At 73.7% G+C, this 25,042-nt stretch carries 23 protein-coding genes; 12 read left to right on the top strand and 11 right to left on the bottom strand.

The window, feature by feature from the left end; translation table 11 throughout:
* Positions 1 to 19: 19 nt before the first annotated feature.
* Together HB662_RS07735 and HB662_RS07740 are read right to left on the bottom strand one after the other, a co-directional pair.
* Complete coding sequence (locus tag HB662_RS07735; protein WP_168048855.1) at positions 20 to 865, bottom strand: metallophosphoesterase family protein; 846 nt, start codon at positions 863 to 865, stop codon at positions 20 to 22.
* A complete protein-coding gene (locus HB662_RS07740) occupies positions 865 to 1,965 on the bottom strand; it encodes a LacI family DNA-binding transcriptional regulator (RefSeq protein ID WP_168048857.1) in 1,101 nt (366 codons plus the stop codon). The genes HB662_RS07735 and HB662_RS07740 overlap by 1 nt, the downstream gene beginning before the upstream one ends.
* Before the next feature lie 115 nt (positions 1,966 to 2,080).
* On the opposite strand from HB662_RS07740, the gene HB662_RS07745 reads away from it, so the two are divergent.
* From HB662_RS07745 to HB662_RS07775, 7 genes are all read left to right on the top strand, one after another.
* Positions 2,081 to 3,112 (top strand): quinone oxidoreductase family protein, encoded by a 1,032-nt coding sequence (locus HB662_RS07745; protein ID WP_168048859.1) that lies wholly within the window; start codon positions 2,081 to 2,083, stop codon positions 3,110 to 3,112.
* Between the two features lie 14 nt (positions 3,113 to 3,126).
* Complete coding sequence (locus HB662_RS07750; protein ID WP_209443151.1) at positions 3,127 to 3,975, top strand: dioxygenase family protein; 849 nt, start codon at positions 3,127 to 3,129, stop codon at positions 3,973 to 3,975.
* Position 3,976: 1 nt separating this feature from the next.
* The gene (locus HB662_RS07755; RefSeq protein ID WP_168048861.1) at positions 3,977 to 4,285 is read left to right on the top strand and encodes a YciI family protein; all 309 of its coding nucleotides are present in this window, start codon (positions 3,977 to 3,979) and stop codon (positions 4,283 to 4,285) included.
* Between the two features lie 4 nt (positions 4,286 to 4,289).
* Positions 4,290 to 5,180: a BKACE family enzyme gene (locus HB662_RS07760; protein ID WP_168048863.1), complete on the top strand. Its 891-nt coding sequence runs from the start codon at positions 4,290 to 4,292 to the stop codon at positions 5,178 to 5,180.
* Positions 5,177 to 6,037, top strand: a complete 861-nt coding sequence (locus HB662_RS07765; RefSeq protein WP_342449464.1) for an SDR family NAD(P)-dependent oxidoreductase — start codon at positions 5,177 to 5,179, stop codon at positions 6,035 to 6,037. The genes HB662_RS07760 and HB662_RS07765 overlap by 4 nt, the downstream gene beginning before the upstream one ends.
* A 178-nt stretch (positions 6,038 to 6,215) precedes the next feature.
* On the top strand, positions 6,216 to 7,211 hold the full coding sequence (locus HB662_RS07770) for a tripartite tricarboxylate transporter substrate-binding protein (protein ID WP_168048865.1): 996 nt from the start codon (positions 6,216 to 6,218) through the stop codon (positions 7,209 to 7,211).
* A gap of 34 nt (positions 7,212 to 7,245) precedes the next feature.
* A complete protein-coding gene (locus tag HB662_RS07775) occupies positions 7,246 to 8,220 on the top strand; it encodes an ABC transporter substrate-binding protein (RefSeq protein ID WP_168048867.1) in 975 nt (324 codons plus the stop codon).
* Here HB662_RS07775 and HB662_RS07780 read toward each other — a convergent pair whose 3' ends face one another.
* Positions 8,221 to 8,994, bottom strand: coding sequence for a transporter (locus HB662_RS07780; protein WP_168048869.1), 774 nt, complete (start codon positions 8,992 to 8,994; stop codon positions 8,221 to 8,223).
* A 64-nt stretch (positions 8,995 to 9,058) separates the two neighbouring features.
* Positions 9,059 to 10,117 (bottom strand): trypsin-like peptidase domain-containing protein, encoded by a 1,059-nt coding sequence (locus tag HB662_RS07785; RefSeq protein WP_168048871.1) that lies wholly within the window; start codon positions 10,115 to 10,117, stop codon positions 9,059 to 9,061.
* 181 nt (positions 10,118 to 10,298) lie between these two features.
* Between HB662_RS07785 and HB662_RS07790 the strand changes: the two genes are divergently transcribed.
* The 4 genes from HB662_RS07790 (at position 10,299) to HB662_RS07805 (ending at position 13,876) form a co-directional block, all read left to right on the top strand.
* Entirely contained in the window at positions 10,299 to 12,737 is a 2,439-nt protein-coding gene (locus tag HB662_RS07790; protein WP_168048876.1) for a heavy metal translocating P-type ATPase, read from the top strand.
* Positions 12,734 to 13,138 (top strand): Cu(I)-responsive transcriptional regulator, encoded by a 405-nt coding sequence (cueR, locus tag HB662_RS07795; protein ID WP_456305467.1) that lies wholly within the window; start codon positions 12,734 to 12,736, stop codon positions 13,136 to 13,138. The genes HB662_RS07790 and cueR overlap by 4 nt, the downstream gene beginning before the upstream one ends.
* Complete coding sequence (locus HB662_RS29660) at positions 13,135 to 13,332, top strand: heavy-metal-associated domain-containing protein (RefSeq protein WP_342449465.1); 198 nt, start codon at positions 13,135 to 13,137, stop codon at positions 13,330 to 13,332. Before cueR ends, HB662_RS29660 begins: the two co-directional genes overlap by 4 nt.
* Before the next feature lie 232 nt (positions 13,333 to 13,564).
* A complete protein-coding gene (locus tag HB662_RS07805; protein ID WP_168048880.1) occupies positions 13,565 to 13,876 on the top strand; it encodes a hypothetical protein in 312 nt (103 codons plus the stop codon).
* Here HB662_RS07805 and HB662_RS07810 read toward each other — a convergent pair.
* From HB662_RS07810 to HB662_RS07840, 7 genes are all read right to left on the bottom strand, one after another.
* Complete coding sequence (locus HB662_RS07810; RefSeq protein ID WP_168048883.1) at positions 13,786 to 15,006, bottom strand: glycosyltransferase; 1,221 nt, start codon at positions 15,004 to 15,006, stop codon at positions 13,786 to 13,788. The genes HB662_RS07805 and HB662_RS07810 overlap by 91 nt on opposite strands.
* Positions 15,007 to 15,016: 10 nt before the next feature.
* Positions 15,017 to 16,429, bottom strand: a complete 1,413-nt coding sequence (locus HB662_RS07815) for a glycosyltransferase family 4 protein (protein WP_168048886.1) — start codon at positions 16,427 to 16,429, stop codon at positions 15,017 to 15,019.
* Positions 16,416 to 17,609, bottom strand: a complete 1,194-nt coding sequence (locus HB662_RS07820) for a DegT/DnrJ/EryC1/StrS family aminotransferase (RefSeq protein WP_168048890.1) — start codon at positions 17,607 to 17,609, stop codon at positions 16,416 to 16,418. Before HB662_RS07820 ends, HB662_RS07815 begins: the two co-directional genes overlap by 14 nt.
* 113 nt (positions 17,610 to 17,722) lie before the next feature.
* Positions 17,723 to 18,337 carry a sugar transferase gene (locus HB662_RS07825; RefSeq protein WP_168048893.1) on the bottom strand — a complete coding sequence of 205 codons (615 nt, stop codon included), beginning with the start codon at positions 18,335 to 18,337 and terminating at the stop codon, positions 17,723 to 17,725.
* Positions 18,330 to 19,529, bottom strand: coding sequence for an O-antigen ligase family protein (locus tag HB662_RS07830; protein ID WP_168048896.1), 1,200 nt, complete (start codon positions 19,527 to 19,529; stop codon positions 18,330 to 18,332). Before HB662_RS07830 ends, HB662_RS07825 begins: the two co-directional genes overlap by 8 nt.
* Positions 19,526 to 20,404 carry a hypothetical protein gene (locus tag HB662_RS07835; RefSeq protein ID WP_168048899.1) on the bottom strand — a complete coding sequence of 293 codons (879 nt, stop codon included), beginning with the start codon at positions 20,402 to 20,404 and terminating at the stop codon, positions 19,526 to 19,528. The genes HB662_RS07830 and HB662_RS07835 overlap by 4 nt, the downstream gene beginning before the upstream one ends.
* Positions 20,404 to 22,272 (bottom strand): heparinase II/III domain-containing protein, encoded by a 1,869-nt coding sequence (locus HB662_RS07840; RefSeq protein ID WP_168048902.1) that lies wholly within the window; start codon positions 22,270 to 22,272, stop codon positions 20,404 to 20,406. The genes HB662_RS07835 and HB662_RS07840 overlap by 1 nt, the downstream gene beginning before the upstream one ends.
* 40 nt (positions 22,273 to 22,312) lie before the next feature.
* Between HB662_RS07840 and HB662_RS07845 the strand changes: the two genes are divergently transcribed.
* Positions 22,313 to 25,009 (top strand): SLBB domain-containing protein, encoded by a 2,697-nt coding sequence (locus HB662_RS07845; protein ID WP_168048905.1) that lies wholly within the window; start codon positions 22,313 to 22,315, stop codon positions 25,007 to 25,009.
* Positions 25,010 to 25,042: the final 33 nt, after the last annotated feature.

The raw sequence follows: 25,042 nt of genomic DNA on the forward strand, positions 1-25,042 counted from the left end.
GCGCGAAACACAACCGAAGTCAACCGAGGCGAGGGTAGGTCTCCGCCCGCACCTCCTCCAGGAATGGCGCGCGCAGCCCTGCGGGGCCTACCAGTTCGGTCTCGACATGGTCGGCATGCAGCGTATGGCGCAGGAAGCCGCCGACGCGGTCGCCGGGCAGGCCCGGCTGGATCTCCGGCTCGCAGATGAAGGAGGCCGGGGGCGCCCAGGCATAGGCCACCTCCCCCCGCCGCTCCATGCGGTGCAGATGCAGATGGCCGGAGGCGACGAGCCGCAGCGCGGGGTGGTGCAGCAGCGGCGCCAGCGCCGGACGCGCCTCCGGCGGTACGGACCAGTAGTCGAAGGCGTCGTCCGGCCCGTTCACGAAGACCGGCTTGTGCAGGAAGGCGGCGATGCGGCGGCGGCCGAGGCCGGACAGCGCCTGCCCCAGCCAAGCGGCCTGCTCGGCCTCCTGCGCCAGGCCGGTGCCCATGATTTCCGTGTTGAGGCCGATCAGCCGCCAGGCCTCGCCGCCCGGCCCGTCCAGGTCCTGCAGGAAGCGATCGGCGCCGAACTGCGCCTGCCAGCGCGCCAGGCGGCCGGCATCCACCGGCTGGGTCGGCATAGTGCGCGGGTCGCTGCCGACATCGTGGTTGCCCGGAATCGCCAGCAACGGAGCGGCACCGGCCATGCGGCGGAAGGCACTCGCGGCGAAGGACAGATCCGCATCGCGGTCCGCGCCATCCAGCGACAGGTCGCCGCTGGCCACCAGCGCCTGCGGCGGGGCTGCGTGCAGCACCTGCTCGATGCGCGCCATATTGGCCTGGAACACGGTGGTGCGGGGCCCGAGATGGGCATCCGAAACCTGGGCGACGATCAGCGGCATCAGGGGGCCTTTGCGGGTGGTGCGGTGGAGGCGCGGACGACCAGTTCCGGCACCAGCCGAATGCTTTGCCGCGCCAGGCCCGGCTCGGCCATTTCCGCCAGCAGGATGCAGGCGGCCTGGCGGCCCATGGCGTCGTGCTGGATGCGGATGGTGGTCAGCGCCGGGTGGATGCGATCGACGAAGGGCATGTCGTTGAAGCCGGTGACGGAGATGTCCGCCGCCACGCGCCGCCCCGCCGCCTCCATCGCATCATAGACGCCGAGGCAGAGCATGTCGTTCGCCACCGCCACCGCGGTGCAGCCCGGCTCGTTACCAGATGGCCCGGTACCCGCTGGCCCCTGCAGCAGCGCCGCCATCGCCGCGCGCCCTGCCTCCCGCGTATAGGCCGCCGCGGTGGTGATTTCCGCCGGCTCCAGCCCGTGATGGCGCATCCGGTCGAGGAATCCGGTGCGGCGGTCCCGCGCGGTGGAGACGCCCTGCGGCCCGGCCAGATGCGCGATCCGCCGGTGCCCGAGCGCCACCAGGTGGTCCACCGCCAGGCCGATGCCGTGGATGTCGTCATTGGTGACGGCGGAGACGGCGGCGCAGCCCGCGCCTTCCGGCATGCGCCGGTTGATCAGCACCGCCGGGATGCCGAAGCGGGCACAGAGCGACAGCGCATCGGTCCCCGCGGCGGCGGAGGCCAGGATCAGCCCATCCACCAGATGCGTCGCCATGCGCTCGATCAGCAGCGATTCGCGCGCCGCGTCGTTATCCGTGTTCGCCACCAGCGTGACGTAGCCCTGCGTCGCCAGCACGGTTTCCACCGCATGCAGGATGGGCGGGAAGATCGGGTTGATCAGGTCCGGCACCAGGATGCCGATGGTGCGCGACTTGCGCGTGCGCAGCCCGGCGGCGACCGCGGAGGGCCGCCAGCCCAGGCGGTCCGCCACCTCCGTCACGCGCTGGGCCACCGCCTCCGTCACCATGCCGCGGGTGGCCGGGTTCAGGGCGCGGGAGACGGTGGAGGCATGCACGCCGGCTTCGCGGGCGACATCGGCAATGGTGGCCCGCAGGGGCGATGGGACGCCCCGCAGGGGCGATGGGGCGGGTGGCTGCATCGGCGCCGCTATAGCGCAACCGGTCGCTTAGCGGGCGCTGCAATCGATTGCAGATTTTTCTTGACCCTTTCCGCGGCGAAGCCTACCGATCCGTCAACGGAGGATTCGACCCGCCATGAACGATGCCCCCCCGAATGCGGGTCAGGCGCCGGCCGCGCAGAAGCTGAAGCACGCCCCCGCCTTGCGCTTCGCCGCCTTCGGTGGGCCGGAGGTGCTGGCGTGCCAGGATGTGGCGGTGGCCAGCCCCGGCACGGCGGAGGCCCTGGTGCGGGTGCATGCGGCCTCCGTGAACCCTTCGGATGTGAAGAACGTCGCCGGCCGCATGCGCCAGACCGTGCCGCCGCGCACCCCCGGCCGGGATTTCGCCGGGGTGGTGGTGGAGGGGCCGGCCGAATGGTGCGGCGCGGAAGTCTGGGGCACCGGCGGCGATATCGGCTTCACGCGGGACGGCAGCCATGCGCGCTTCCTGCACCTGCCGGTGGCGGCGCTGGCGCGCAAGCCGGCCAATCTCAGCTTCGCACAGGCCGGCGCGGTCGGCGTGAACTACGTCACCGCCTGGATCGGCCTGGACTACGCGCAGCTGCAGCCCGGCGAGACGCTGCTGGTGCTGGGCGCCACCGGCGGCGTCGGCGGTGCGGCCTGTGGCATCGGCGCGGCGCGCGGCTGCAGCGTGATCGCGGCAGTGCGCGGCGAGGCGCCGGCGGACAGCCCGGCCCGGCATGCAACCCAGAGCTTCATCGATGTGAACCGGGATGACGTGGCCGCCCAGATCGCCGCCGCCACCGGCGGGCGCGGCGTGGATGTGGTGTATGACTGCGTCGGCAAGCCCGCGCTGACCGAGGCGGCGCTGGCGGCACTCGCCTTCGGCGGGCGCATGATCGTCATCGCCGGCACGCCGGGTGAGCAGGTGAAGTTCGAGCTGATCCCGTTCTATCGCCGCGAATGCCGCCTGCTGGGCGTGGACAGTCTGAAGCGCTCCGCCGCCGCCTGCGCGCCGATGATGGAAGCGCTGCGCACGGGCTTCGAATCCGGCGCCTATCCGCCCCCCGCCATCGTCGAATCCTACCCGTTGGCGCGTGGCGCCGAGGCCTATGCTGCCGTCGCCCGCGGCACCCGCGGTCGCGTCGTGCTGACCATGGGCGATTAAGAGGGAAACGCACCATGCCCGAAGGCCACGTCACCTATACCAGCGAGAATCTCACCGAGGCGGTGCTGGGGCGCATCTCGCCCGAAGCCAGCCCGCGCATGCGCCAGATCATGACCGCCCTCGTCACCCACCTGCATGACTTCGTGCGGGAGGTGGAGCTGACGCCGGAGGAATGGGAACAGGGGGTCGGCTTCGTCACCGAGCTCGGCCGCTGGTGCGACGACAAGCGGCAGGAGGTGATCCTGCTGTCCGACATCCTCGGCGTCTCCATGCTGGTGGACGCGATCGCGCATCGCACCCATGCCAGCGTCAGCGAGACCACCGTGCTCGGCCCCTTCCACCGCGAGAATCCGCCGGTGCTGCAGAACGGGCAGAACATGTCGCCCGGCGTGGCTGGCGAACCGCTGGAGGTCGAGGTGCGCATCCTGGACGAGGCCGGCCAGCCGCTGGAAGGCGCGCAGGTGGATGTGTGGCACACCTCGCCGGATGGCTTCTACGACAGCCAGCTCGGCGACGAACACAACATGCGTGGCCGCTTCGTCACCGGCCCGGACGGTCTGCTCGCCTTCCCCACCGTGATGCCTGCCAGCTACCCGGTGCCGCATGACGGGCCGGTGGGGCGTGTGCTGGCCTCGATGGGCCGCAGCCCGATGCGGCCGACGCATGTGCATTTCTGGATCAAGAAGCCCGGCTACCGGGACCTGATCACCCACATCTTCAAGGATGGCGACCCGTACCTGCATGACGATGCGGTGTTCGGCGTGAAGGCGAGCCTGGTGACGGACTGGGATGCGCCGAAGGCGGCAGGCAAGCCGGCCAAACTCAGCTACGAATTCCGCATTCCAAGAGAGGATGCCGCCTGAAATGTTGTTCCTGATCCATTGCACCCAGGTCGCCGATGGCGCCGCGATCCGCGAGGCGCATTACGACGCGCACCGCGCCTACCTGAAGGCCAGCCCGGTCGACATCAAGTTGGCCGGCCCGATGGTGGCCGATGACGGGGAGGCGCGGATCGGGTCCGTGTTCATCGTCGACGTGCCGGACCGTGCGGCGGCGGAAGCCTTCGCCGCCGGCGACCCCTTCGCGCAGAACGGGCTGTTCGAGACGGTCAGCGTCACCCGTTTCCTCGACATCACCCGCGGCAAGCCCGCCTTCGGCCCGGCGAAGGAATAGCAAGATGCGCCGCAAATACATCCTGACCTGCGCCGTCACCGGCAACATCACCACGCCGGAACAGACGCCGCACCTGCCGATCACGCCGGAGCAGATCGCCAACGCCGCGATCGAGGCCGCCAAGGCCGGTGCCGCCGTCGCCCACATCCATGTGCGCGACCCGGCGACCGGCAAGCCCTCAATGTCCATCGACCTGTACCGGGAGGTGATGGACCGCATCCGCGCATCGGGCACCGATGTGGTGATCAACCTGACCACCGGCCCGGGCGGCCGCTACGTGCCTTCGCTGGACAATCCGCGCGAGGCCGCCGCCGGCTCCACCCTGCTGCCGCCGGATGAGCGCGTTGCGCATATCGTCGCGCTGAAGCCGGAGATCGCGACGCTCGACCTGAACACCATGTGGTCCGGTAGCGCCGTGGTGATCAACGCGCCCTGGTCGATCACGCGGATGGCGGAGCTGATCTATTCCGTCGGCACCATCCCGGAGCTCGAGGTCTTCGATAGCGGCGATATCGGCCTGGCGAAGAAGCTGATGGCGGATGGCGTGCTGAAGGGCCCCTGCCTGTTCCAGGTCTGCATGGGCATCCGCTACGGCTTCGACTGGGATCCGGCGACGCTGAACTACGCGAAGTCCATCATCCCCCCCGGCAGCCCCTGGGCGGCCTTCGCCATCGGCCGCATGGAATTCCCCATGCTGGCGCAGGCCTGGCTGCTGGGCGGCCATGTGCGCGTCGGGCTGGAGGACAACATCTACCTGAACAAGGGGGAGCTGGCGGTCAGCAACACCGTCCTCGTCGAGCGCGCCGTCCGCATCCTGCGCGAGTTCGGCGCGGAGCCGATGACCGCGGCGGAAGCCCGCGCGGAACTATCGCAGGTCGGCGGCTGGTCGCGGTGACCGCGTCCGATGACCGCAGCGCCGAAGGGCGCGAAGGGCTGAATCGGCCGCAGGCGGACACCGCGTCCGATGACCGCAGCGCCGAAGGGCGCGAAGGGCTGCACCGGCCGCGTCTGGACCACGGGGTCCTGGTCGTCACGGGCGCCGGTCGCGGCATCGGCGCGGCCATTGCCCGCGCCGCGGCAGCGGATGGCTGGAACGTGGTGGTGAATTTTACCCGCGATGCGGCCTCGGCCGAGGCCACCGTCGCGGCCATCACCGGCGCCGGCGGCCGCGCGCAGGCGGTGCAGGCGGATGTGCAGTCCGAGGCGGGCATCGAGGCGCTGTTCGCCGCCGCCGATGCCATCGGTCCCATCAAGGGCCTGGTGAACAATGCCGGCGGCAGCGCGGAGGCGAGGATCGCCGAGATCACCGCCGCCGACTACGACCGCATGATGGACGGCAACCTGCGCACCACCGTCTTCTGTTCCTCCGCGGCGGTGCGGCGCATGGCGACGGATCGCGGCGGCCAGGGCGGCGTCATCGTCAATATCGGCTCGCGCGCCTCCGTGCTCGGCGGGCAGCCGGGGCGCGTGATGTACGCGGCGGCGAAGGGCGCGGTGGATGGGTTCACCGCGGGCCTCGCCAATGAGGTGGGGAAACTCGGCATCCGGGTCTGCTGCGTGCGGCCGGGCGTGATCCGCACCGAAAGCCACGAGGCGCGCGCCGGCGCCGACCGGCTGAAGGCGATGACCTCGGCCATCGCACTCGGACGGCCCGGCGAGCCGGAGGAGGTGGCGAGCCTGGTCGCTTTCCTGCTCTCGCCCGGCGCCGCCTACATGACCGGCACGCTGGTGGATATCGGCGGCGGTCGCTGAGGCCGCGAGAGACGGCGCAGCCCGCCTCACCCGCGTCGGCCTGGCGCATCGCGCCAAGCCTGCGCAGCCCTCTCCGCCGACAGGGGGAGAGGGTCCGGGTGAGGGGGCGGCGGAGGATCAAGACAAACCAGGCCGGAAAACCGGCCACCCCATGACGTCCAAGGGAGAATCCAGGAAGATGACCATCCAGACCACCCGCCGAAGCCTGCTCGGCGCAGCCCTCGCCACCCCCGCGCTGCTCGCCGGCACCGCCCGCGCGCAATCCGCCTGGCCCGGCGGCCAGCCCATCACCCTCGTCATCCCCTTCGCCCCTGGCGGCCCCACCGATGCGGTCGGCCGCATGCTGGCGGAAGCGATGTCGCGCGACCTCGGCGTCAATGTCGTGGCGCAGAATGTCGGCGGCGCCGGCGGCACCATCGGCGTGAACCGCGTGGCCCAGGCGCGGCCGGATGGCCACACCATCCTGCTGCACAATATCGGCATGTCCACCGCGCCGACGCTGTATCGCCGCCTGCCCTACAACCCGCTGACCGCCTTCGAGATGCTGGGCCTGGTCACCGCCACCCCGATGGTCTGGCTGACCCGCCCCGATTTCCCCGCCGCCAATTTCGGCGAGATGATCCGCCTGATCCGCGAGGGCGGGGAGCGCATCAACCTCGGCAATGCCGGCCTCGGCTCCGCCAGCCAGCTCTGCGGCACGCTGCTGCAGGCCAGCCTCGGCACGCGCTTCACCACCGTGTCCTTCGCCGGATCGGGCCCGATCTATCCGGAGCTGATGGCCAATCGCCTCGACATCTATTGCGACCAGACCACCAGCGCGATTCCCTTCATCCAGGCTGGCCAGATCAAGGCGCTGGCCGTCACCACGCCCGCGCCGCTGCCCGCCGTTCCCGGCGTGCCCACCGCCGTCCAGGGCGGCCTGCCGGGCTTCGAGGTCGCGATCTGGCACGGCCTCTACGCGCCGGCCGGCACGCCGAAGCCGGTGCAGGACCGGCTGAACGCCGCGCTGCGCTTCGCGCTCGCCGATCCGCGGGTGGTCGAGCGCATGACCGGCCTCGGCAGCCCGCCGGAGCCCGTCTCGCGCCAGAATGGCGAGGTGCATCGCGCCCACCTGGCCGCCGAGATCGAGCGCTGGCGCCCGATCCTGCAGGCCGCCGGCCAGTTCGCGGACTGAACGCGCCATGCCCCGCATCACACGGAGAAGCGCGATGACCCTGGCCGCAGCCCTGGCGGCCGGCGCCGCCCAGACGCAGACGCAAGCACAGGCGCAAGCGCTGGCGAAGCTGAACGTGGTGGCCTTCGCCGGCGCCTCCAACCTGGCGATCTGGGCCGGCCAGCAGCAGGGCATCTTCGCCCGGCATGGGCTGGAGGTGGCGCTGGAGCTGACGCCGAATTCGCGCGCCATGGCGTCCGACCTCTATTCGGGGAAGTACGACCTGGCGCTGACTTCGGTCGACAACATCGTCGCCTACAACGAGGGCCAGGGCGAGGCGCGGCTGCCGGGTCCATCCGACTTCACCGCCTTCTTCGGCGTCGATGACGGCATGCTCTCCGTCATGGCGGCGGCGGATGTGCCGGATCTCGCGGCGCTGCGGGGCAAGGTGGTGTCGGTGGACGCCATGACGACCGGCTTCGCCTTCGTGCTGCGCGAAGTGCTGGGCCAGGCCGGCATCGCCGACCAGGTGGAATGGGTCGCCGTCGGCGGCGGCGCGCAACGGCTGGCGGCGCTGCTGGAGGGCAAGCAGGCGGCCACCCTGCTGAACACGCCGCTGGATCTCGCGGCGGAGGCCCGCGGCTTCCGGCGCCTGGCCCGTGGGCGGGATGCGGTCGGCGCCTACCAGGGCATCGTCGCCGCCGCGCGGCGCGGCACGCTGGCGGCGAAGCGGGACCAGCTCATCGGCTTCACGCGTGGTTTCCGCGAAAGCCTGGTGTGGCTCGATGCCAACCGCGCCGAGGCGGCGGGCATCCTCACCGCGCGGGCCAATATGCCGCCGCCGGTCGCCGCCCGCGCCGCCACGGCGCTGCTGGATCCGGAACGCGGCATCTTCCGCGACCTGCGGATCGACGAGGCCGGGCTGCGCACGGTGCTGCGCCTGCGCAGCAAATACGCGCAGCCGCAGAAGGAACTGACCGACATCGCGCGCTATATCGACCCTTCGATCCGCGCGGCGACCTTCGGCTGACTATCGGCCGGTGGCGAAGCTGTAGCTGAGATAGGCGGCCAGGCGCAGGCGGGGTGAATCGCGGTTCAGCCCGGCGCCGGCCGTCAGGCCGACGCTGGTGGAATCGCTGATGCTGCGGATGAAGCCGGCTTCCACCAGGCTGAAGTCGCGATCGCCCTCGTCCTGCGTCTGCTGCGAATAGGCGGCGACCAGCACAGTCTCCGGGTTCACCACATGGCTGACGGCGGCGCCGGCCAGCCAGCCCGTGCGGCGCTCACCCGGCTCCGGGTCCAGCGTGGCCAGGAAGCCGGCGTTCAGGTGCAGCCCCCAGCTGCCGGGACCCTCGCCGGTGACCCAGGTGGTCGCCGCGACCAGGCTGGTGCCGGTGCCGCCATGGCCCGGCCCGTAGGGCACGGTGGCGCCGAGGCTGAGCGACACCGTCGGCAGCAGGCCCTCCTGGTCCGCCAGCCGCGCCGTCAGCGCCGGGCCGATGCTGCCCTGGTTCACGCCGGAACCATTGCCGAAGCCGTAATCGGTGCCGAGGCTGAGTTCGAGCCGGTCATTCAGCCCGTATTTCAGCGTCGGTGCCGGCCGGAAATCCTCCCGTCCGCCCCGCGCGCGCTCATAGCCGAAGACGCCCTCGACGGTGAATTCACCGGCGCCGGAGGTATAGGCATCGCCCACCGAGAAGGGCGCGCCGGCGCCGGGCGTGGTGCCTTCCTGCGCCCGGGCGGCGGCCGGCAGCAGCAGGGCCGCCGCGACGAACAGGATGGGCGTGGTGCGGGAAGCGCGCATCCCAGGGGTTCCCTCTTCTGCTGGCTGCCCCGGTGTAACCGCCGGGCGGGCCGTGGGTTGCGCGCTACCTTTCACACCGCAGCAGCACCGTCGAGCGGTTGGCGATGTCGCCGACATCCGCCGCGCTGCGATCGGCGCCGCTGCTCTGCGCGGCCTGGAAGGCGTGGCCGGCGCGGCGCAGGAAGGCCTGGGCTGCCTCCCCCTTCACGGCGAAGTTCACATTGTCCACGTTCTGCACGCGGCGGCTGTCCAGCTTCGCCACCACCACGCCGACCACATGGCCCTGCATGTCCAGCAGCGGACCGCCGGAATTGCCGGGCTGCACCTCCGCGCTGATCTGATAGGTGTTCTGGTCGTTGCGCAGCCCGCCCAGCGCGTTGATCTCGCCGCGGGTCAGCTTCGGGTCGGCGGAGAGCAGGCCGCTGAGCGGGAAGCCGTAGGCGACCACGCCCTCCCCACGCCGCACGGCCGGGCCGGCGCGGAAGGACAGCGCCGGGCCGGGATTGCCCGGAATGTGGAGGATGGATAGGTCCAGCGCCCGGTCCACCTGCGCCGGCGGCACGGCGGCCAGCCAGCGGCCATCCGGCGTGCGCGCCAGGATGCGGTCGCAGCCATCGACCACATGCTGGTTGGTCAGCACCCGGTCCGGCGCCACGACGAAGCCGGTCCCGGTGGAAACCCGCCGCGCCTGGGCATTCGGCCGCGCCTGCGCCACGCCGGGGACTGGCGTGGGCGTGGTGATGATGCCCGGCGGCGCGGCGGCCACGGCGGTGTACAGCTCGACCCGCGGCGTGGCGCAGATGTCCTGGTTGCGTGCCAGGGCCTCCCGCCCATCGGCCAGCACCAGGCGCACATCGAACCGGCAGCCGGCGGCGGCGTTCGGGCGCATGGCGAAGGCGGCGTTGTTCGGCAGCGGGCCGCGGTTCAGCAGGTTGCCGCCCCAATCCGTCCGGCCGCTGCGCACCGCGTGCAGGGCGGTGGCTGGCTGGCCGGTGCGGTTGACGATGCGCACCGGCCAATCCTGCGCCGGAGCTGCGGCCGGGCTCTGGGCCGGGGCCGGGGTGGGGCCGAGCACCGGCAGCAGCCAGGCCAGGAGAAGGGCGACGCGCAGTCTTTGGGGCATGGCGCAACGGTGTCGCCCCGGCACCGCGCGTCGTCAACCGATGTCACAAACCTGCGCTGGATCAATGAAGCCGCCACCGCGGGCCGGCATCCTTGCGGCGTGCTCCGGCGATCATCCCGCCGGGTCTTGACCTTCCCATACTGGGAAACACCATCTTCGCTGAATGGAACACCAGCCCCAGATGCCCGAGGCCTCGCCTCAGACCCTTCCCCGCCTGTCCCTGCCGATCGAGGGGATGACCTGCGCGAGCTGCGCCGGGCGTGTGGAACGTGCGCTGCTCGCCGTGCCCGGCACGGTGGAGGCCCGCGTGAACCTGGCCTCCGAACGGGCGCAGGTGCAGGGCAGCGCGCCGGTGGAGGCGCTGGCCGCCGCGGTGCAGCGCGCCGGCTATGTGGTGCCGGAGACGCAGCGCCGCATCGGGGTGGAGGGCATGACCTGCGCCAGCTGTGCCGGCCGCGTCGAGCGGGCGCTGGCCGCGGTGCCGGGGGTGGCCTCCGCCTCGGTCAACCTCGCCTCGGAACAGGCGACGCTGCGGCTGCTGCTGCCGGTGGAGGACAGCGTGCTGGCCGCCGCGCTGGCCCGCGCCGGCTACCGCCTTGCCGCGACGCCGGAGGATGGCGCGGCGGAGGAAGCGGCGGCGACCGCGAAGCTCTCCGCCCAGCGGCGCGACCTGCTGGTGGCGGCGCTGCTGGCGGCGCCCTTCCTGGCCGGCATGGTGGGCATGGGGCTGGGCCAGGACTGGATGCCGAATGGCTGGGTCCAGCTCGCGCTGGCCCTGCCCATGCAGTTCTGGTTCGGCGCCCGCTTCTACCGCGCCGGCTGGGCGGCACTGCGCGCCGGCACCGGCAACATGGACCTGCTGGTCGCCATCGGCACCTCCGCCGCCTTCGGCCTGTCCCTGGTGCTGCTGCTGCAGCATGGCGGCGGGCACAGTCACGCCCAAGGGGACATGCTGTACTTCGAGGCGGCGGTCGTCGTCATCCTGTTCGTGATGCTCGGCAAGCACCTGGAAGCCCGCGCCCGCCGCGGCACCGGCGCCGCGCTGCGCGCCCTGCTCGACCTGCGCCCCCGCACCGCCCGCCTGCTGGCCGAGGATGGCACGGAGCGCGAGGTACCGGCGGCATCCCTGGTGGTAGGCGACGTGGTGGTGCTGCGCCCGGGGGAAAGCGTGCCGGTGGACGGCACGGTGGAACAGGGCGAGGCCGGCGTCGATGAAAGCGCGCTGACCGGCGAAAGCCGCCCGGTGGAAAAGGCGCCCGGTGCGAAGCTGTCCACCGGTACACTGGTGCTGGATGGCCGCCTGGTGCTGCGCGCCACGGCGGTGGGCGGCGATACCACGCTGGCCCGCGTCGCCGCGCTCGTCTCCGCCGCCCAGGCCAGCCGCGCCCCGGTGCAGAAGCTGGTGGACCGGGTGGCGGCGGTCTTCGTGCCCGTCGTCATCCTGATCGCCGCCGGCACGCTGGGCTACTGGCTGCTGGCGGGCGCGGGGGTGGAGGCGGCGCTGCTGCATGCGGTGGCGGTGCTGGTCATCGCCTGCCCCTGCGCGCTCGGCCTGGCCACGCCGGCCGCCATCATGGCCGGCACCGGGGCAGCCGCCCGCGCCGGCATCCTGGTTCGCGATGCGGAGGCGATCGAGCGCGGCCAGAGCATCACGCTGGTCGCCTTCGACAAGACGGGCACGCTGACCGAGGGCCAGCCGCGCCTGGCCGCCCTGCACCCCGCGAAGGGCATGGAGAGGCACAAGCTGCTGAACCTGGCCGCCGCCTTGCAGGCCGGCTCCGAACATCCTCTCGCCCGTGCCGTGCTGGCCGCGCAACGCCAGGAGGCAGGCGTCATCCCCGCCGTCACCGGCTTCCGCGCCCTGCCCGGGCGCGGCGTGGAGGCGATGGTTGAGGGCCAGCGCCTGGTGCTCGGCTCGCCCCGCATGCTGGCCGAATCCGGGCTGGAGGCGCGGGAGCTGGCCGAATGGGGCCGTGCCGAGGCCACCGCCGGGCGCAGCCTCGCCTGGCTGCTGGCGCCCCAGGCTGGCCAGGTGCTCGGCCTGCTGGCCTTCGAGGATGCGCTGAAGCCGCAGGCCGCCGGCGCCGTGCAGGCGTTGCGCGACCTGAAGGTGGAGGTCGCCATGCTGTCCGGCGACAGCCCCGCCGCCGCGCAGGCCGCCGCCCGTGCGCTCGGCATCACCCGGGTCGAATCCGAGGTGCTGCCGCAGCACAAGCTGGAGGCCATCGAGGCCTGGCGCCGCGACGGCGCCCGCGTCGCCATGGTCGGCGATGGCGTGAACGACGCACCGGCCCTGGCCGCCGCCGATCTCGGCATCGCCATGGGCACCGGCACCGATGTCGCCATGGCGGCGGCCGGAATCACCCTGATGCGGGGGGACCCGGCGCTGGTGCCGGCGGCCCTCGACATCACCCGTCGAACCTACCGCAAGCTGCAGGAGAATTTGGCATGGGCCTTCGCATACAACCTGCTCGGCATCCCATTGGCGGCGGCCGGGCTGCTGTCGCCGCCCTTGGCGGGGGCGGCGATGGCGCTGTCCTCGGTCTCGGTCCTGACCAACGCGCTGCTGCTGTCCCGCTGGCGGCCGGCAAAGCCAGGGGCACAGGCCTCCCGCGCGTGAACCAGGGGATGAATATCGGCGAGGCCGCCGCCGGCTCCGGCGTCTCGGCAAAGATGATCCGCCACTATGAGGCGATCGGTCTCATCGAGGCGACGCGCCGGCCGAACGGCTATCGCAGCTACGGCCCGCAGGACGTGGCGGTGCTGCGCTTCATCCGCCATGCGCGGGACCTCGCCTTCCCGCTGGAGGATATCCGCCGGCTGCTGGCGCTGTGGCGCGACCGGTCGCGGGCCAGCGCCGATGTGAAGCAGATGGCGCTGGACCATGTGGCGGCGCTGGAGAGCAAGGCGGCCTCGCTGCAGGCGGTGGCTGACAGCCTTCGCCACCTGGCGCAGCATTGCAACGGCGACGACCGGCCGGATTGCCCGATCATCGCGGAGCTGGAGGGCATACGGGAGTGACCGAGGAATTGAAGGTTGCCGGGATGACCTGCGGTCACTGCGTGCGCGCAGTGACCCAGGCGATCCAGGCGCGCGACCCGCAGGCGCGGGTGCAGGTGGACCTGCCCGGCGGGCTGGTCCGCGCCGAGACCAGCCTGGACCGCGCCGAACTGGCCGCGCTGGTGACGGCAGAGGGCTACGCCGTCACCGGCTGAGCCGCCTCCGGCGCAGGGGCTGAGCGCGCCTCCAGCGCAAGGGCTGAGCGCGCCTCCAGCGCAAGGGCTGAGCGCGCCTCCAGCGCAAGGGCTGAGCGCGCCTCCAGCGGACGGGTTGACTGCCTCCGGCCCAGGGGGGCTGAGCGCGCCTTCGGCGAAAGGGCTGACCGCGCCTCGGGCGCAACGCCCCGCCCCGCCCCGCGTTGGGCCCGCTCAACCGGCAGGCGGGCGCGTGAAGATGGGGTTGGCGGAAATCCTCAAATGGATGGCGACGGGCTGCACCATCTGCGGTGCCGGCATGACCGCGGCCGATCTCGGCCGCCGCGCCACCGGCTGGGGCTTCGCCGTGCTGGCCACTGGGTCCGCCTGCTGGCTGGGCGCCGCGCAACTGGAACAGGAAAGCCAGCTCGGTCTGACCAACCTGGTGCTGCTGGTGCTGAACGCCGCCGGCGTCTATCGCTGGCTGGTCCGGAAGGCGCCCGCTGCCGGCCGCGCCGGGCCGGCCGGTGAAGCCCCGGCCGCCGGCGCCGCCAGCAGCCCGTGATACAGTCGTACCAGCCGCGCCGCCTCCGCCGCCCAGCCGAAGCGCCCTAGCGCCGCCCGCCGGCCACGCGCGCCGAGCCTGGCCCGCAGCGCCGGATCGGCCAGCGCGCGCACGGCCTCGGCAAGGCGCGGCACCTCCGCCACATCCACCACCAGGCCGCAATCGGCCTCCCGCACCACCGCGCGGACCTCCTCGGCGAAATCAGGCACGATCACCGGCAGGCCCGCCAGCATGCAGTCGAACAGCTTGTGCGGCAGCGCCAGGCGGTGGTTTTCCAGCCCGGGCTGGAACAGCACCAGGCCGATGTCGCATGCCGCCGCCACCCGCAGCGCCGCCTCCCGCTCCATCCAGCCCAGCGCCTCGATCCGCCCGGCGACGCCGAGCGCCCGGGCACGGGACCAGAATTCGGTCTCGCTGCCATCGGTGAAGCGGCCGACCAGCCGCAGCCGCGCACCGGGCAGCCGCGCCAGCAGCGCCGGCAGCAGCAGCGCGCCGCGGCTGGCGCCCAGCGCGCCCAGATGCAGCAGGATCGGCGGCCCGGCGGCGTGACGGCGCGGCGTGACCTGCACCGGGTTGGCGTAGTTCCGCACCGCGATGCAGCGCCGCGCGCCGGCGAAATCCGCCGCCAGCCCATCCTTCGCCAGCACCACCGCATCCGCCCGCGCCGCCATCGCCCGGCAGGCCAGCCGCATCGCCGCGCGGGCCAGCGGCGCCAGCAGCGGCCGCAGCGCCGCCGGCAGCGCGGGGTCGAGGCGGGAGGGGTAGTGCTCGTGCACATCCAGCACCACCCGCGCGCCGCAGCGCCGTGCCGCCAGCAGCGCGGCGAGCCAGCTATCCGGCTCATGCGCGTGGATCACGGCCGGCCGCAGCGCGGCCGCCCGGCGCGCCAGGGCGGGGATGCCGCACAGCCGGCCGGCCCAGCGGCGCGGCCCGGCGAAGGTCTCCAGCGCCACCCCGTGCAGGCTCTCGGGCACGGCGCCGGCCAAAGCGGGTGCCGAGCTTGGCGCCAGGTGGCGCAGCCGGAAGCCGGCGGCGGCCAGCGCCGCGCCTTCCTTGGCCACGATCCGCACATCCGTGGCGGGATGCGCCGCCGACAGCATCAGCAGCAGGGGCGGCCCGGGCCCGGTCATCACAACTGGCTCATCCCGCCTGCGCGCGGTCGCGCCGTGGCGTCGCCCGGCGCGGCGCGTGGCCGGCCACCGCCTCCACCACCGCCACCAGCCGCGCGGCGATCCGCCGCTGGTCGAACTGCCGCTCCGCCACGATGCGCGCGGCGCGGGCCATGGCCTGGCGCCGCGGCGGGTCGGTCGCCAGAGCCAGCAGCGCCGCCGCCAGCGCATCCGCATCGCCCGCCGGCACGGCCAGGCCGCAGCCCCCCTCGGCCAGCAGCCGCGCCGCGCGGCCGGGCACGTTGGTGACCATCGGCAGGCCGGAAGCCAGCCCCTCCGCCAGCTTGTTCGGCGCCGTCCATTCGGCGAATTCCGGCACCGGGGCCAGGCACAGCAGGCCGATCTCGGCCGCCGCCAGCAGCCGGGCGAGATGCGCCTTCGGCATTGGCTCCAGGAAGGTGACGGGAAGCTGTTCCGCCGCGGCGCGGGCCATCAGCGCCGGCTTTTCGGCACCCTCCCCCACCAGCACCAGGTGCAGGCCGGTGCGCCGCAGCCGCGCGGCGGCGTCGAGCAGCTGGTGCAGGCCATTCGCCCTGCCATGCGCGCCGGCATAGACCGCCATCGATTCCTGCACCGAGATGCCGGGCGGGCGCCAGGGCGCGATGCCCGGGTGGAACAGCACCAGGTCGGCGCCCTGCGGCAGCACCCGCAGCCGGTCCGGCTCCGTGCCGCGCTCCAGCGCGACGCGCGCCATGCCCTCGGTCAGCGCCACCACGGCAGCGGCGTGGCGGCAGGCGGCATCGGCCAGCAGGCCCATCAGCCGCAGCACGGGCCGCGGCACCACCCCGCCGCGCGGCGGTGCCTCCCGGCCAGGAAGTGGCAGTTGCCCGCTGCGGCGGGACAGCGCCTCCGGCAGTTCGGGCCAGGGGTCGCGGATCTCGAAGATGAAGGGCGTGCCGCGCAGCCGATGCGCCAGCAGCGCCGGGATCACCACCGTCAGCGGGGTGGAGGAGGCGATGATCATGTCCCAGGCCGTACCCAGCGCCAGCCGGCTGGCGCCGGCAGCGAAGCGCAGGAAGGCGCCGGTGCGGGCCAGAAGCCCCTGGCTGTTGCCGCAGCGTATGTCGAATTCCACCACCTCGAAGCCAGCGATCCGGCCCTGGCGCCGGCCGCGGCGGAAGGGGCCGTCGAGGCCGGTGGCGGCGCCGTCGTAGCGGCCGCAGGCGAGCGTCACGGCATGCCCGGCGGCGGCCAGCGCGCCGGCATGGTGCCAGGCGCGGGTGGCGGTGGTGCCGTTGGGGGTGGAGAAATGCTGGTGCAGGTACAGGATCCGAAGCCCGGCCGGCCCGCCGCCCAATGCTCGCCGCGTCCCAGGCTCCGCACCCGTTCCCGGCCCGGCCCCGCGGCCGTCGCCGGACAGGTGGCGATCTTCAGCGTCGCGCATGGTGGCGCACCACTTGGATCACCCGGTCCTGGTCCGCTGGCGCCATGCCACTGCCGGAGGGCAGGCAGAGCCCGGTCTCGAACAGCGCCGCGGCGACGCCGCCGCCGGTCTGCGGCGCGTCCCGGAAGGCCGGCTGCAGGTGCAGCGGCTTCCAGGCCGGGCGGCTTTCGACGCCCGCCGCATCCAGCGCCCGGCGCAGATGCTCCCGGTCCGCGCCGAAGCCGGCGGGGTCCACCCGCAGCACGGTCAGCCAGCGATTGGCGCGGCCCCAGGCCGGCTCGGCGATGAAGCCGAGGCCGGGCAGGTCGGCCAGCGCCTCGGCATAGGTGGCGAAGATCGCCCGGCGGCGCAGCACCCGCGCTTCCAGCGCCGGCAACTGCGCCAGGCCGATGGCGGCGAGGACGGAGGAGATGCCGTAGGCGTAGCCGGTGGTCTCATGCTCGTAATGCGGCCAGGCTTCGCGGGCCTGGCCGGCCAGGTGCCGGGCGCGGGCGATCAGGGCCGGGTCGTCGCTGGCCAGGGCGCCGCCGCCGCCGGCGGTTATGATCTTGTTGCCGTTGAAGGAGAACACCGCCAGCCGCGCGCCCCGCCCGGCATGCCGGCCGCCGCGCTGCTGCGCGCCCATCGCGGCGGCACTGTCGCACATCACCGGCACGCCCCAGCGGTCGCAGGCGGCGATGATGGCGTCGAGGTCGCAGCACTGGCCGTACAGGTCCACCGGCACCACCACCCGCGGCAGCCTGCCGCGCCGCGCCGCCGCGGCCAGTTCCTCCGCCAGCAGGGCCGGGTCCATGCCCCAGCCATCCGGCGTCACGTCCAGGAAGCGTGGCACCGCGCCCATCTGCACCGCCGGCGCCACGGTGGCGACGAAGGTCAGCGCCGGCGCCCAGACCTCATCCTCTGGCTGCACGCCCAGGACGCGGTAGCCCAGGTGCAGCGCCGCGGTGCCGGAGGTGGTGGCAAGGCTGGCGGCGAAGCCGGTGGTGCGGCCGAGCGCCGCCTCGAAGGCCACCGGCGCGGGACCGGCGGGGGCGAGCCAGCCGGATTCCAGCGTGGCGCGCAGAGCCTCGATCTCGGTGCCTGCCAGATGCGGCGGGGACAGCGCCAGCCGCAGCGCCGCCTGGCGGCCCGGGAAGGGCAGCACGGCGGCGGCGGCGGGAAAGGCCTGGGGGAATGCCATGATGAACCAGTAAATAGAATTTGATGCACGACGGATGTCATCATGGTTGATTCGTTAACGTAAGATCAAGCATTCCCTGAAAGCTGCCCGAAGAATGCAACCGTGCCGGGGACCTACTCGCCCTGCCGGCGCGGGCCGTCCGGCAGTGCGGCAAAGGCAGGCATCGTCGCATGCCCCGGCGCCGTCGCCCCCTGGCCACGCAGCAGCACCAGCAGGCTGCGCAGCGCCAGCCACAGGTCACGGTGCAGCCGCAGCGGGGCGGCGGCATATTCGGCCCCCAGCTCCAGCCTTTGCGGCCAGGCGACGGCGTTGCGCCCGGCCGCCACGCCCGGCCCGACCAGCCCCGGCCGCACCCGCAACCCCAGCGCCTGGCGGGCGGAATAATGCGCCAGGTAGGACAGCGGCAGTGGCCGCGGCCCGACCAGGCTCATCTCCCCGCGCAGCACGTTCACCAGCTGCGGCAGCTCATCCAGCCCGCTCGCCCGCAGGACCTGGCCGAAGCGGGTCAGCCTTTCGGCGTCCGGGGCCGGACCGGGCGCCATCGATCGGAACTTCAGCAGGGTGAAGGGCTGCCCGCCCCGCCCGGCACGCGGCTGCACGAACAGCACCGGCCAGCCGAGCCGCAGCCGGACCGCCACTGCCACGGCCAGGAAGACCGGCGCCAGCAGTCCCAGCAGCAGCAGCGCGCCCACCACGTCCAGCAAGCGCTTGCCGAACCGCTCATACATCCTGCAACCCCGCTTCTGGCGGGGCGCGCAGCGTCAGGCCGAGGCTGAGCGCGAGGCCAAGGGCGAACCACGCCATGCGGTTGCCGAGGTCGGTGGACACCATGATGGTCATCGCCACCGGCAGCACCAGCGCCGCGATCCGCGCCAGCCGCGCCGGCGCCACGCCCGGGGCCAGCGCCGCCATGGCCAGCGCCGCGCCGCCGAAGGCGCCGAGCCACAGCACCAGCCCGGGCAGCCCGCCCTCCGCCAGCGCCTCCAGCGCATGGTTGTGCGGGTACAGGCCGCGCCATTCGCCATGGCCGGCCGCGATGGTGAAGCCGCCGGTGCCGAGGCCCCAGGGCGCCGCCAGCCCGGCCCAGCCCAAAGCCGCCTGCCACAGGCCCTGCCGAGCCTCCAGCCCCGCGGGTTCCGCGGTCAGCCGTTCCAGCGTGCGAAGCCCCTCGGCCAGGTCGGGGTGGCGCAGCAGCCAGACGCTCGCCAGCGCCAGCGCCGCCAGCACCGCCAGCAGCCAGGCAAGCCCGCCGCGCCGCCCGAGCCGCAGCGCCGGCGCCAACGCCACGCCGAGCACCAGCGCCGCCAGCGCCGTGCGCCCGCCCGGCAGCAGCGCGGCGGCGCCGAGGCCCGCGACCGCCGCCAGCCAGGCCAACCGCAGCAGGCCCCGCGCCTCCACCGCCGCCAGCGCCGCCAGCGCCGCGGCACTGGCCAAGGCGAGGCCGGCCAATTGGTGATGCAGCCGCGTCTGCTCCAGGTCCAGCGCCTGCCAGCCGGCCAGGGCGGACCAGCCGACCAGCCCGCCGAGCAGCAGGCCGATGCCCAGCGTCACCCGGCACAGCGCGGCGCGCGCCACCGGCTCCGCCCCCACCAGCAGCCCGGCGGCCAGCATGGCGGGCGCCGCCAGGGCCAGCTCCGGCAGCTTCTGCGTCAGGATGAGGCGGGAGGCGGACCAGCTTCCCGCCACCACCAGCCACAGCCACAGCAGCGCCGCGGCGGCCAGCGGCAGCGCCAAGGCGGGCGCCACCTGCCAGCGCCGGGTCACCAGCAGCAGCGCCAGCAACGGCAGCAGCGGCACCAGGCTGAACAGCGTGAGATCGAAGGGCAGCGCCGCCAGCGCCGGTGTGGTCTTCAGCGCGCCGGCCATCTGCAGCACCCCGGCCAGCGCGCCGGCAAGCCAGGCGAGCAGCCAGCCACTCATTCCGCCGGCTCCATGCGGTAGGCTTGGTGCGGCATCGCCGGGCCATCCGGCAGCGGCCGGGCCAGCAGGATGCCGGCGGCGACCACCGCCAGCGCGGCCAGCGGCGCCGTCACCAGCAACAGCAGCAGCAGCAATGGCCGGTTGGGCAGGGAGGCGCGCTGTTCCACTAGCGGTGCGGAAACCAGCCGCGCCGCCACCGCCTCATCCGCCGCCACCACCAGGCCGACGCGCTGCTGCTGCGCCAGCATCTCGTACAGCGACTGGCGGATATACAGGTCCTGTTCCCGCACCAGCCGCGCCTCCAGCGCCACCACCCGGCGGCGGGCCATGTCCTCCAGGTCGGCGCGGACCTTGGCCTCGGCGAAGGCATGCAGATGGCGCAGCGCGTCCAGCGCCTGGTCCCGATCCGGATGCGCCAGCGACAGCGTCCAGGTCACCGAGCCCAGCGTCTGCGTCACCGCCAGGTTGCGGGCCAGCCAGTTGCGCGCATCGTCCAGGTCCATTTCCATCCGCAGGCCCAGCGCCCGGCGCAGCGCCCCGGCCGGCCCGGCGGCGCGCCGTTCGTTCAGCAGCGCCAGCAGCGGCGTCGCCTCCACCAGCCGCATCGCCGCCTCGGCGGAGCGCAGCGCGCCCAGGTAGATGGCGAAGTTGCCGCTCGGCCGCGGGTCCAGCAGGCCGGAGAAGGCAGGCGAGGCCGAGAGAAGGGAGGAGGTGGCGATGCCCGTCGTCTCCGACGGCGCCACCACGGCCTCCGCCACGAAGCTGCGCGGCAGGGCGAACAGCGTGCCGGCGCCGGCGCCGGACAGCAGCAGGGCCACCAGCGCCACCCGCAGCCGCAGCCGCCAGAGCCGGAGGATCAGCACCTCCAGCGGCATCACGCCTCCTCCCTTTCCGGCAGCCGGATCCACGTCACCAGCCGGGTGACCGGGGCGCGCGCGGTGACGCGCAGCACCGGGCAGGGCGCGATGACGCCATAGGCGGGGCTGTGCCAGCCACGCTCCAGCGCCAGGGACAGCGCCGCGGGGGCGGCGTCGCTCTCGACCCGGAGCTGCAGGCGGCCGGCCTCGGCAACCGGGCCGCACAGCCGCCAATCCCCCGCAGGCAGGCGCCAGCGCAGGGTGGCAATGTGGAAGCGGCCGGCCAGTTCATCCGTCACGCTCCAGACGCGCCCCCGCACCTGCACGCGGCGCGCATGGCGATGCCCCGCCGCATCCCGCCGCGCCGCGCCATCCGGCAGGTCACGCAGCCTCGGCCAGCGGGCGAACAGGAAGCGGCCGAGGCGCGGCATCGGCTCGGCCCCGTCGAACAGCACGGCGTTATGTGCGGCGCCGCTGGCCAGCGCCTGCCACCACCAGGGCGCGGCCGGGTTGTAGGCGCCGGTGCCGCCATCGCGCAGCACCGCGCGGGGCCCGTCGCGCAGGGTGAAATGCAGCAGATCCGGCTGCGAGGGGCGGAAACGCAGCGGCCCCGGTTTCAGAGTCCCCGTCCTCAAAGGCCCGGTCCGCAGCAGGCCGGTGGCGCCGGCCGCCGCCCAGCCCTGGCTGCCGGATGCCCGCCAGCGGGCCGGGCGCGGCAGCCGCGACGCGGGTGTGGGCAGGCCAAGCCAAACGCAGCCCGCCTCCTCCGGCAGATCGGCGCCGGCCCCTGCGAAGATCCGCGCCGCCCGTTCGACGCTGCCGCGCGCATCGGCCGGCCCGTGCAGGCCGAGATCGGCGAAGGCGGAGTCATCCTCCACCCCCAGCGCCGGGCCGCTGCCATCCGCCGCCGCCACCACCCGGTGCAGCCAGCCTGCCAGCGCCGCGGCGCGGTCGGCGAGAGGCGCGGGAAAATCCGGCGCGCCATGCCGCCGGCGCAGCCATTCGGCGATCGACAGCACATCCAGCGCCAGCCGCGCATAGCCGGCCGAGACCTGGGCGAAGCCGCCATCCGGCGCCACCAGCCGCGCCACGGCTGCCGAGAGATGCCGTGCGGCCCGACCGGCGGCGGCGGCATCGCGCCGCAGCAGGGCGCAGGCGAAGGCGCCGGCAGGCTCGGAGATGGCGTGGTTGTTGTCCTGCGCCGCGGCATAGGCCGGCGTCGCAGCGATGCGCTGCTCGCAGAGCGCCAGCAGGCCGCGCGCGGCCGGCGGCGGATCCCGGTCCGCATCCAGCAATGCGAGTGCCAGGGCCAGCGACAGCGCCCGCAGCGCGGCTTCCTGGCCACAGGCCCAGGCCGGGCCACGGAAGGCGGGATTGGCGGCACACCAGGACGCCAGCATCGCCTCCGCCTGCGCCAGATGGCCGCCGCGGGGGTCGATCCGCGCCGCCTGGGCCAGCAGCAGCAGCCCGCCGAGGCGGCTCGCCTCCCACACCGGGCGGATGTCGCCGCCGGCGAACAGGTCCAGCCCGAGCGCGGGGGCGGCAGGGTCGTACCCGCCATGCCAGTCGGGCCTCGCCGGCAGGGTGGCGACGGCGGCCCGCAGACGGCCTGCCATCCCGGCCGGAAGGGCCGGCGCCGGGGCGGCGGTGCGGGGCAGGAAATGGCCGGCCGGAACCGCGCCGACCGCCAGGCGGCGCTGCGGCAGGCCAGCGGCAAGGCTGGCGCGGTGCAGCAGCATCAGCCCGACCGGCCGGGCGCCCAGCCGCCAGGCGACATCCGCCTTGAACCACAACCAGCCGAGCCTGCCCGCGGCACGACGGAGACGATCCGCCGCGGTTGCAACCCAGGCGTCCTGTTCAGGAGTGAATGGGAGTTGGTCAGACATGAATCACATGCTTATGCTACACACAGGCTGAACAATGAAAATGCAATTCATCCTGGAGTTGATATTTCGCTGCCGGCACGGCTTGGCTGGGGGCCTGCTGGGGGCCCTGCTGGCGGCCGGCGCCCCGGCGCATGCGCAGTTCTCCGGCCAGGGTTCGGAAGGCGCGACGCTGGCGCCGCCTGCCCTGCCCTCCCTGCTGCCCGGCGGGCTCCCGGTGCCGACCCTGCCGCTGGCGGCGCAGCAGGAAATCCTGCAGCGCATGCGCGACGCCGCCACCGGGCGCAGCCCGGTTTCGGGCGGTCCGGTCTCACCCGGCCCGCTGCCCGCACCCAGCGCGCCCGCCTTCCCCACCGCCCCGGCCGCCGCCGCACCACCGGCCAGCGAGGCGCCGTCCCACACCGAGGCCTTCTTCGCCGAACGCCTCGGCCTGGCCCTGCGGCAATTCGGCTATGACAGCTTCACCAGCACCAGCCGCGCCCCGAGCCAATCCGGCGCCCTGCCGGAGGACTACCTCATCGGCCGGGAGGATGAGCTGGTGCTGGCGCTGCGCGGCCGCACCCGCGCCACGCTGAACCTGCGGGTGCAGCGCGACGGCACCATCCTGACCCCGGACCTGCCACCGATCCCGGCCGCCGGCCGCACCCTGGGCGCGCTGCGCGCCGACCTCGAGGCCCGCGTGGCGCGGGACATGCCGGGCACCGAGATATTCCTCTCGATCGGCCAGGTGCGGCAGATCGCCATCTTCGTGGCCGGCGAGGTGCAGCGGCCGGGCATGCAGACGGTCACCGCGCTGTCCTCCGTGCTCGATGCTCTGATGCAGGCCGGCGGGCCGCGCCGCACCGGCAGCCTGCGCGCCATCCGCGTCGAAGGCCCCCGCGGCCGCCGCATCATCGACCTCTACGCCGTGATCACCGGCGAAGGGGCGGAGGTGGATCTGGCGCTGCGCGAAGGCGAGCGCATCATCGTGCCGCCGCTCGGCAGCGTCGTCGCCGTGGCCGGGGAGGTGACGCGCCCGGGCATCTACGAACTGCCCGCCCGCGCCACCAGCGCGCCGCTCGCCACCCTGCTGCGCCTGGCCGGCGACCCGCTGCGCCCGGCCGGCAACCGCTTCCTGGTGCAGGGCACCCAGGCCGGTGGCGGCCGCAGCTTCGCAGAGATCGGGCCGCGCGATGCCGTGCGCCGCGGCGACAGCGTGCTGGTGCAACCCGGCGCCGATGTGGTGGCGAACCAGCTTCGCCTCGCCGGCCACGTCTCCGCCCCCGTCACCCGCGCCGTCGGCCGCGGCGGCGCCACGCTGCGATCACTGCTGAGCGACGCCAGGCTGGTGCGGCCGGACCCCTATCCGCGGCTGTCCGTCATCCTGCGGCTGGACCCGGTCACGCGCAGCCGCAGCTTCATCCCCTTCGACCTGTCCCGCACCCTGCAAGGCACCAGCGACCTTGCGCTGGCCGAGGGCGACGAGGTGATCGTGCTCGGCAACAGCGACATCGCCTGGCTCGCAAGCCCGCCGGTGCAGCGGGCGCTGCGTGGGGAGGCGCCGGGCGAGGACGCCTGCCCGGCGCTGACCCAGCTCGCCATCGCCACCCGCAGCGCCCCCGCCCGCTTCGCCCACGCCCGCGGCGCCGGCTTCCCGGATATCGGCGCGCCGGGCTGCCCGCAGGTATTCCTCGACTATCCGCAGCTGCTGGGCTTCCTGCTGGATTCCGCGGTGCTGCTGAGCGGCGAGGTACGCCAGCCCGGCCTGTTCCCGCTGCTGGACGACACCGGGCTGGACCTGCTGCTGGCCGCCGCCGGCGGCGCCACCGATGGCGCCGACCTGTCCGCCGTGGAGTTGGCCCGCGAGCCCACCGACCAATCCGGCGCGCAGCCGCTGTCCCGCCTGCTGCTGGACCTGCGATCCCGCAATTTCCGCGCCGTGCGGCTTTCACCGCGCGACGTGCTGCGCGTGCCGCGCGGCTTCTCGGACCGCGAAAGCGGCCCCGTGGTGCTGGCCGGCGAGGCACTCCGCCCCGGCAGCTACGACATCCGCCGTGGCGAGCGCCTGTCCGAATTGCTGGCCCGCGCCGGCGGGCTGACACCCCAGGCCTACCCCTACGGCGCCGTCTTCACCCGGGACAGCGTACGCCGCCGCCAGCAGGAAGGTTTTGCGCGGACGGCGCGCGACCTGGAAACCTCCCTGGTCCAGGTGGCCGCCGGGCAGGCGGTGGCCGGCGGGCGCGCGCAGGGGGTGGATGTCGGCAGCGCCATCACCGCCGGGCGCGAACTCGCCGCCTCGCTGCGCCAGGCGCAGGCCGCCGGACGCATGGTGGTGGAGGCCGACCCGGTGCAACTCGCCGCCCACCCGGAACGCGACGTGCTGCTGGAACCGGGCGACCTGATCGTCATTCCGAAACGCCCCAACGAGGTGACGGTTGTCGGCGCCGTGCTGAACCCGGGCAGCCTGCAATTCCGATCCGGCTGGCGCGCCAGCGACTACGCCCGCGCCGCCGGCGGCGCCCAGCGCTTCGCCGACAGCGCCCGCGCCTTCGTCGTGCTGCCGAACGGCCAGGCCGCCCCGGCGGGACTTTCGGGCTGGCAGGCCGGCGGCCCACCCATCCCCCCCGGCAGCCTGGTCGTCGTGCCCCAGGACCCCTCCCCCTACGAAACCTGGGGCTTCATCCGCGACCTGACCCAGGTGCTGAGCCAGGTCACCATCTCCTCCGCCGCCTTGGCCGTGATCGCGCGGGAGCTGCGTTGAGGAAGAAGGGTCTGCGCGGGTGGCTTCGCAGGA

The sequence above is a fragment of the Falsiroseomonas frigidaquae genome (genome assembly GCF_012163145.1).
GTDB lineage: Bacteria > Pseudomonadota > Alphaproteobacteria > Acetobacterales > Acetobacteraceae > Falsiroseomonas > Falsiroseomonas frigidaquae.

Excerpts from the sequence above, each read along its gene's own strand:
- HB662_RS07735 (WP_168048855.1), bottom strand. The coding sequence starts at position 865 with ATGCCGCTGATCGTCGCCCAGGTTTCGGATGCCCATCTCGGGCCCCGC.
- HB662_RS07740 (WP_168048857.1), bottom strand. The coding sequence starts at position 1,965 with ATGCAGCCACCCGCCCCATCGCCCCTGCGGGGCGTCCCATCGCCCCTG.
- HB662_RS07745 (WP_168048859.1), top strand. The coding sequence starts at position 2,081 with ATGAACGATGCCCCCCCGAATGCGGGTCAGGCGCCGGCCGCGCAGAAG.
- HB662_RS07750 (WP_209443151.1), top strand. The coding sequence starts at position 3,127 with ATGCCCGAAGGCCACGTCACCTATACCAGCGAGAATCTCACCGAGGCG.
- HB662_RS07755 (WP_168048861.1), top strand. The coding sequence starts at position 3,977 with ATGTTGTTCCTGATCCATTGCACCCAGGTCGCCGATGGCGCCGCGATC.
- HB662_RS07760 (WP_168048863.1), top strand. The coding sequence starts at position 4,290 with ATGCGCCGCAAATACATCCTGACCTGCGCCGTCACCGGCAACATCACC.
- HB662_RS07770 (WP_168048865.1), top strand. The coding sequence starts at position 6,216 with ATGACCATCCAGACCACCCGCCGAAGCCTGCTCGGCGCAGCCCTCGCC.
- HB662_RS07775 (WP_168048867.1), top strand. The coding sequence starts at position 7,246 with ATGACCCTGGCCGCAGCCCTGGCGGCCGGCGCCGCCCAGACGCAGACG.
- HB662_RS07780 (WP_168048869.1), bottom strand. The coding sequence starts at position 8,994 with ATGCGCGCTTCCCGCACCACGCCCATCCTGTTCGTCGCGGCGGCCCTG.
- HB662_RS07785 (WP_168048871.1), bottom strand. The coding sequence starts at position 10,117 with ATGCCCCAAAGACTGCGCGTCGCCCTTCTCCTGGCCTGGCTGCTGCCG.
- HB662_RS07790 (WP_168048876.1), top strand. The coding sequence starts at position 10,299 with ATGCCCGAGGCCTCGCCTCAGACCCTTCCCCGCCTGTCCCTGCCGATC.
- HB662_RS07810 (WP_168048883.1), bottom strand. The coding sequence starts at position 15,006 with ATGACCGGGCCCGGGCCGCCCCTGCTGCTGATGCTGTCGGCGGCGCAT.
- HB662_RS07815 (WP_168048886.1), bottom strand. The coding sequence starts at position 16,429 with ATGCGCGACGCTGAAGATCGCCACCTGTCCGGCGACGGCCGCGGGGCC.
- HB662_RS07820 (WP_168048890.1), bottom strand. The coding sequence starts at position 17,609 with ATGGCATTCCCCCAGGCCTTTCCCGCCGCCGCCGCCGTGCTGCCCTTC.
- HB662_RS07825 (WP_168048893.1), bottom strand. The coding sequence starts at position 18,337 with ATGTATGAGCGGTTCGGCAAGCGCTTGCTGGACGTGGTGGGCGCGCTG.
- HB662_RS07830 (WP_168048896.1), bottom strand. The coding sequence starts at position 19,529 with ATGAGTGGCTGGCTGCTCGCCTGGCTTGCCGGCGCGCTGGCCGGGGTG.
- HB662_RS07835 (WP_168048899.1), bottom strand. The coding sequence starts at position 20,404 with ATGCCGCTGGAGGTGCTGATCCTCCGGCTCTGGCGGCTGCGGCTGCGG.
- HB662_RS07840 (WP_168048902.1), bottom strand. The coding sequence starts at position 22,272 with ATGTCTGACCAACTCCCATTCACTCCTGAACAGGACGCCTGGGTTGCA.
- HB662_RS07845 (WP_168048905.1), top strand. The coding sequence starts at position 22,313 with ATGCAATTCATCCTGGAGTTGATATTTCGCTGCCGGCACGGCTTGGCT.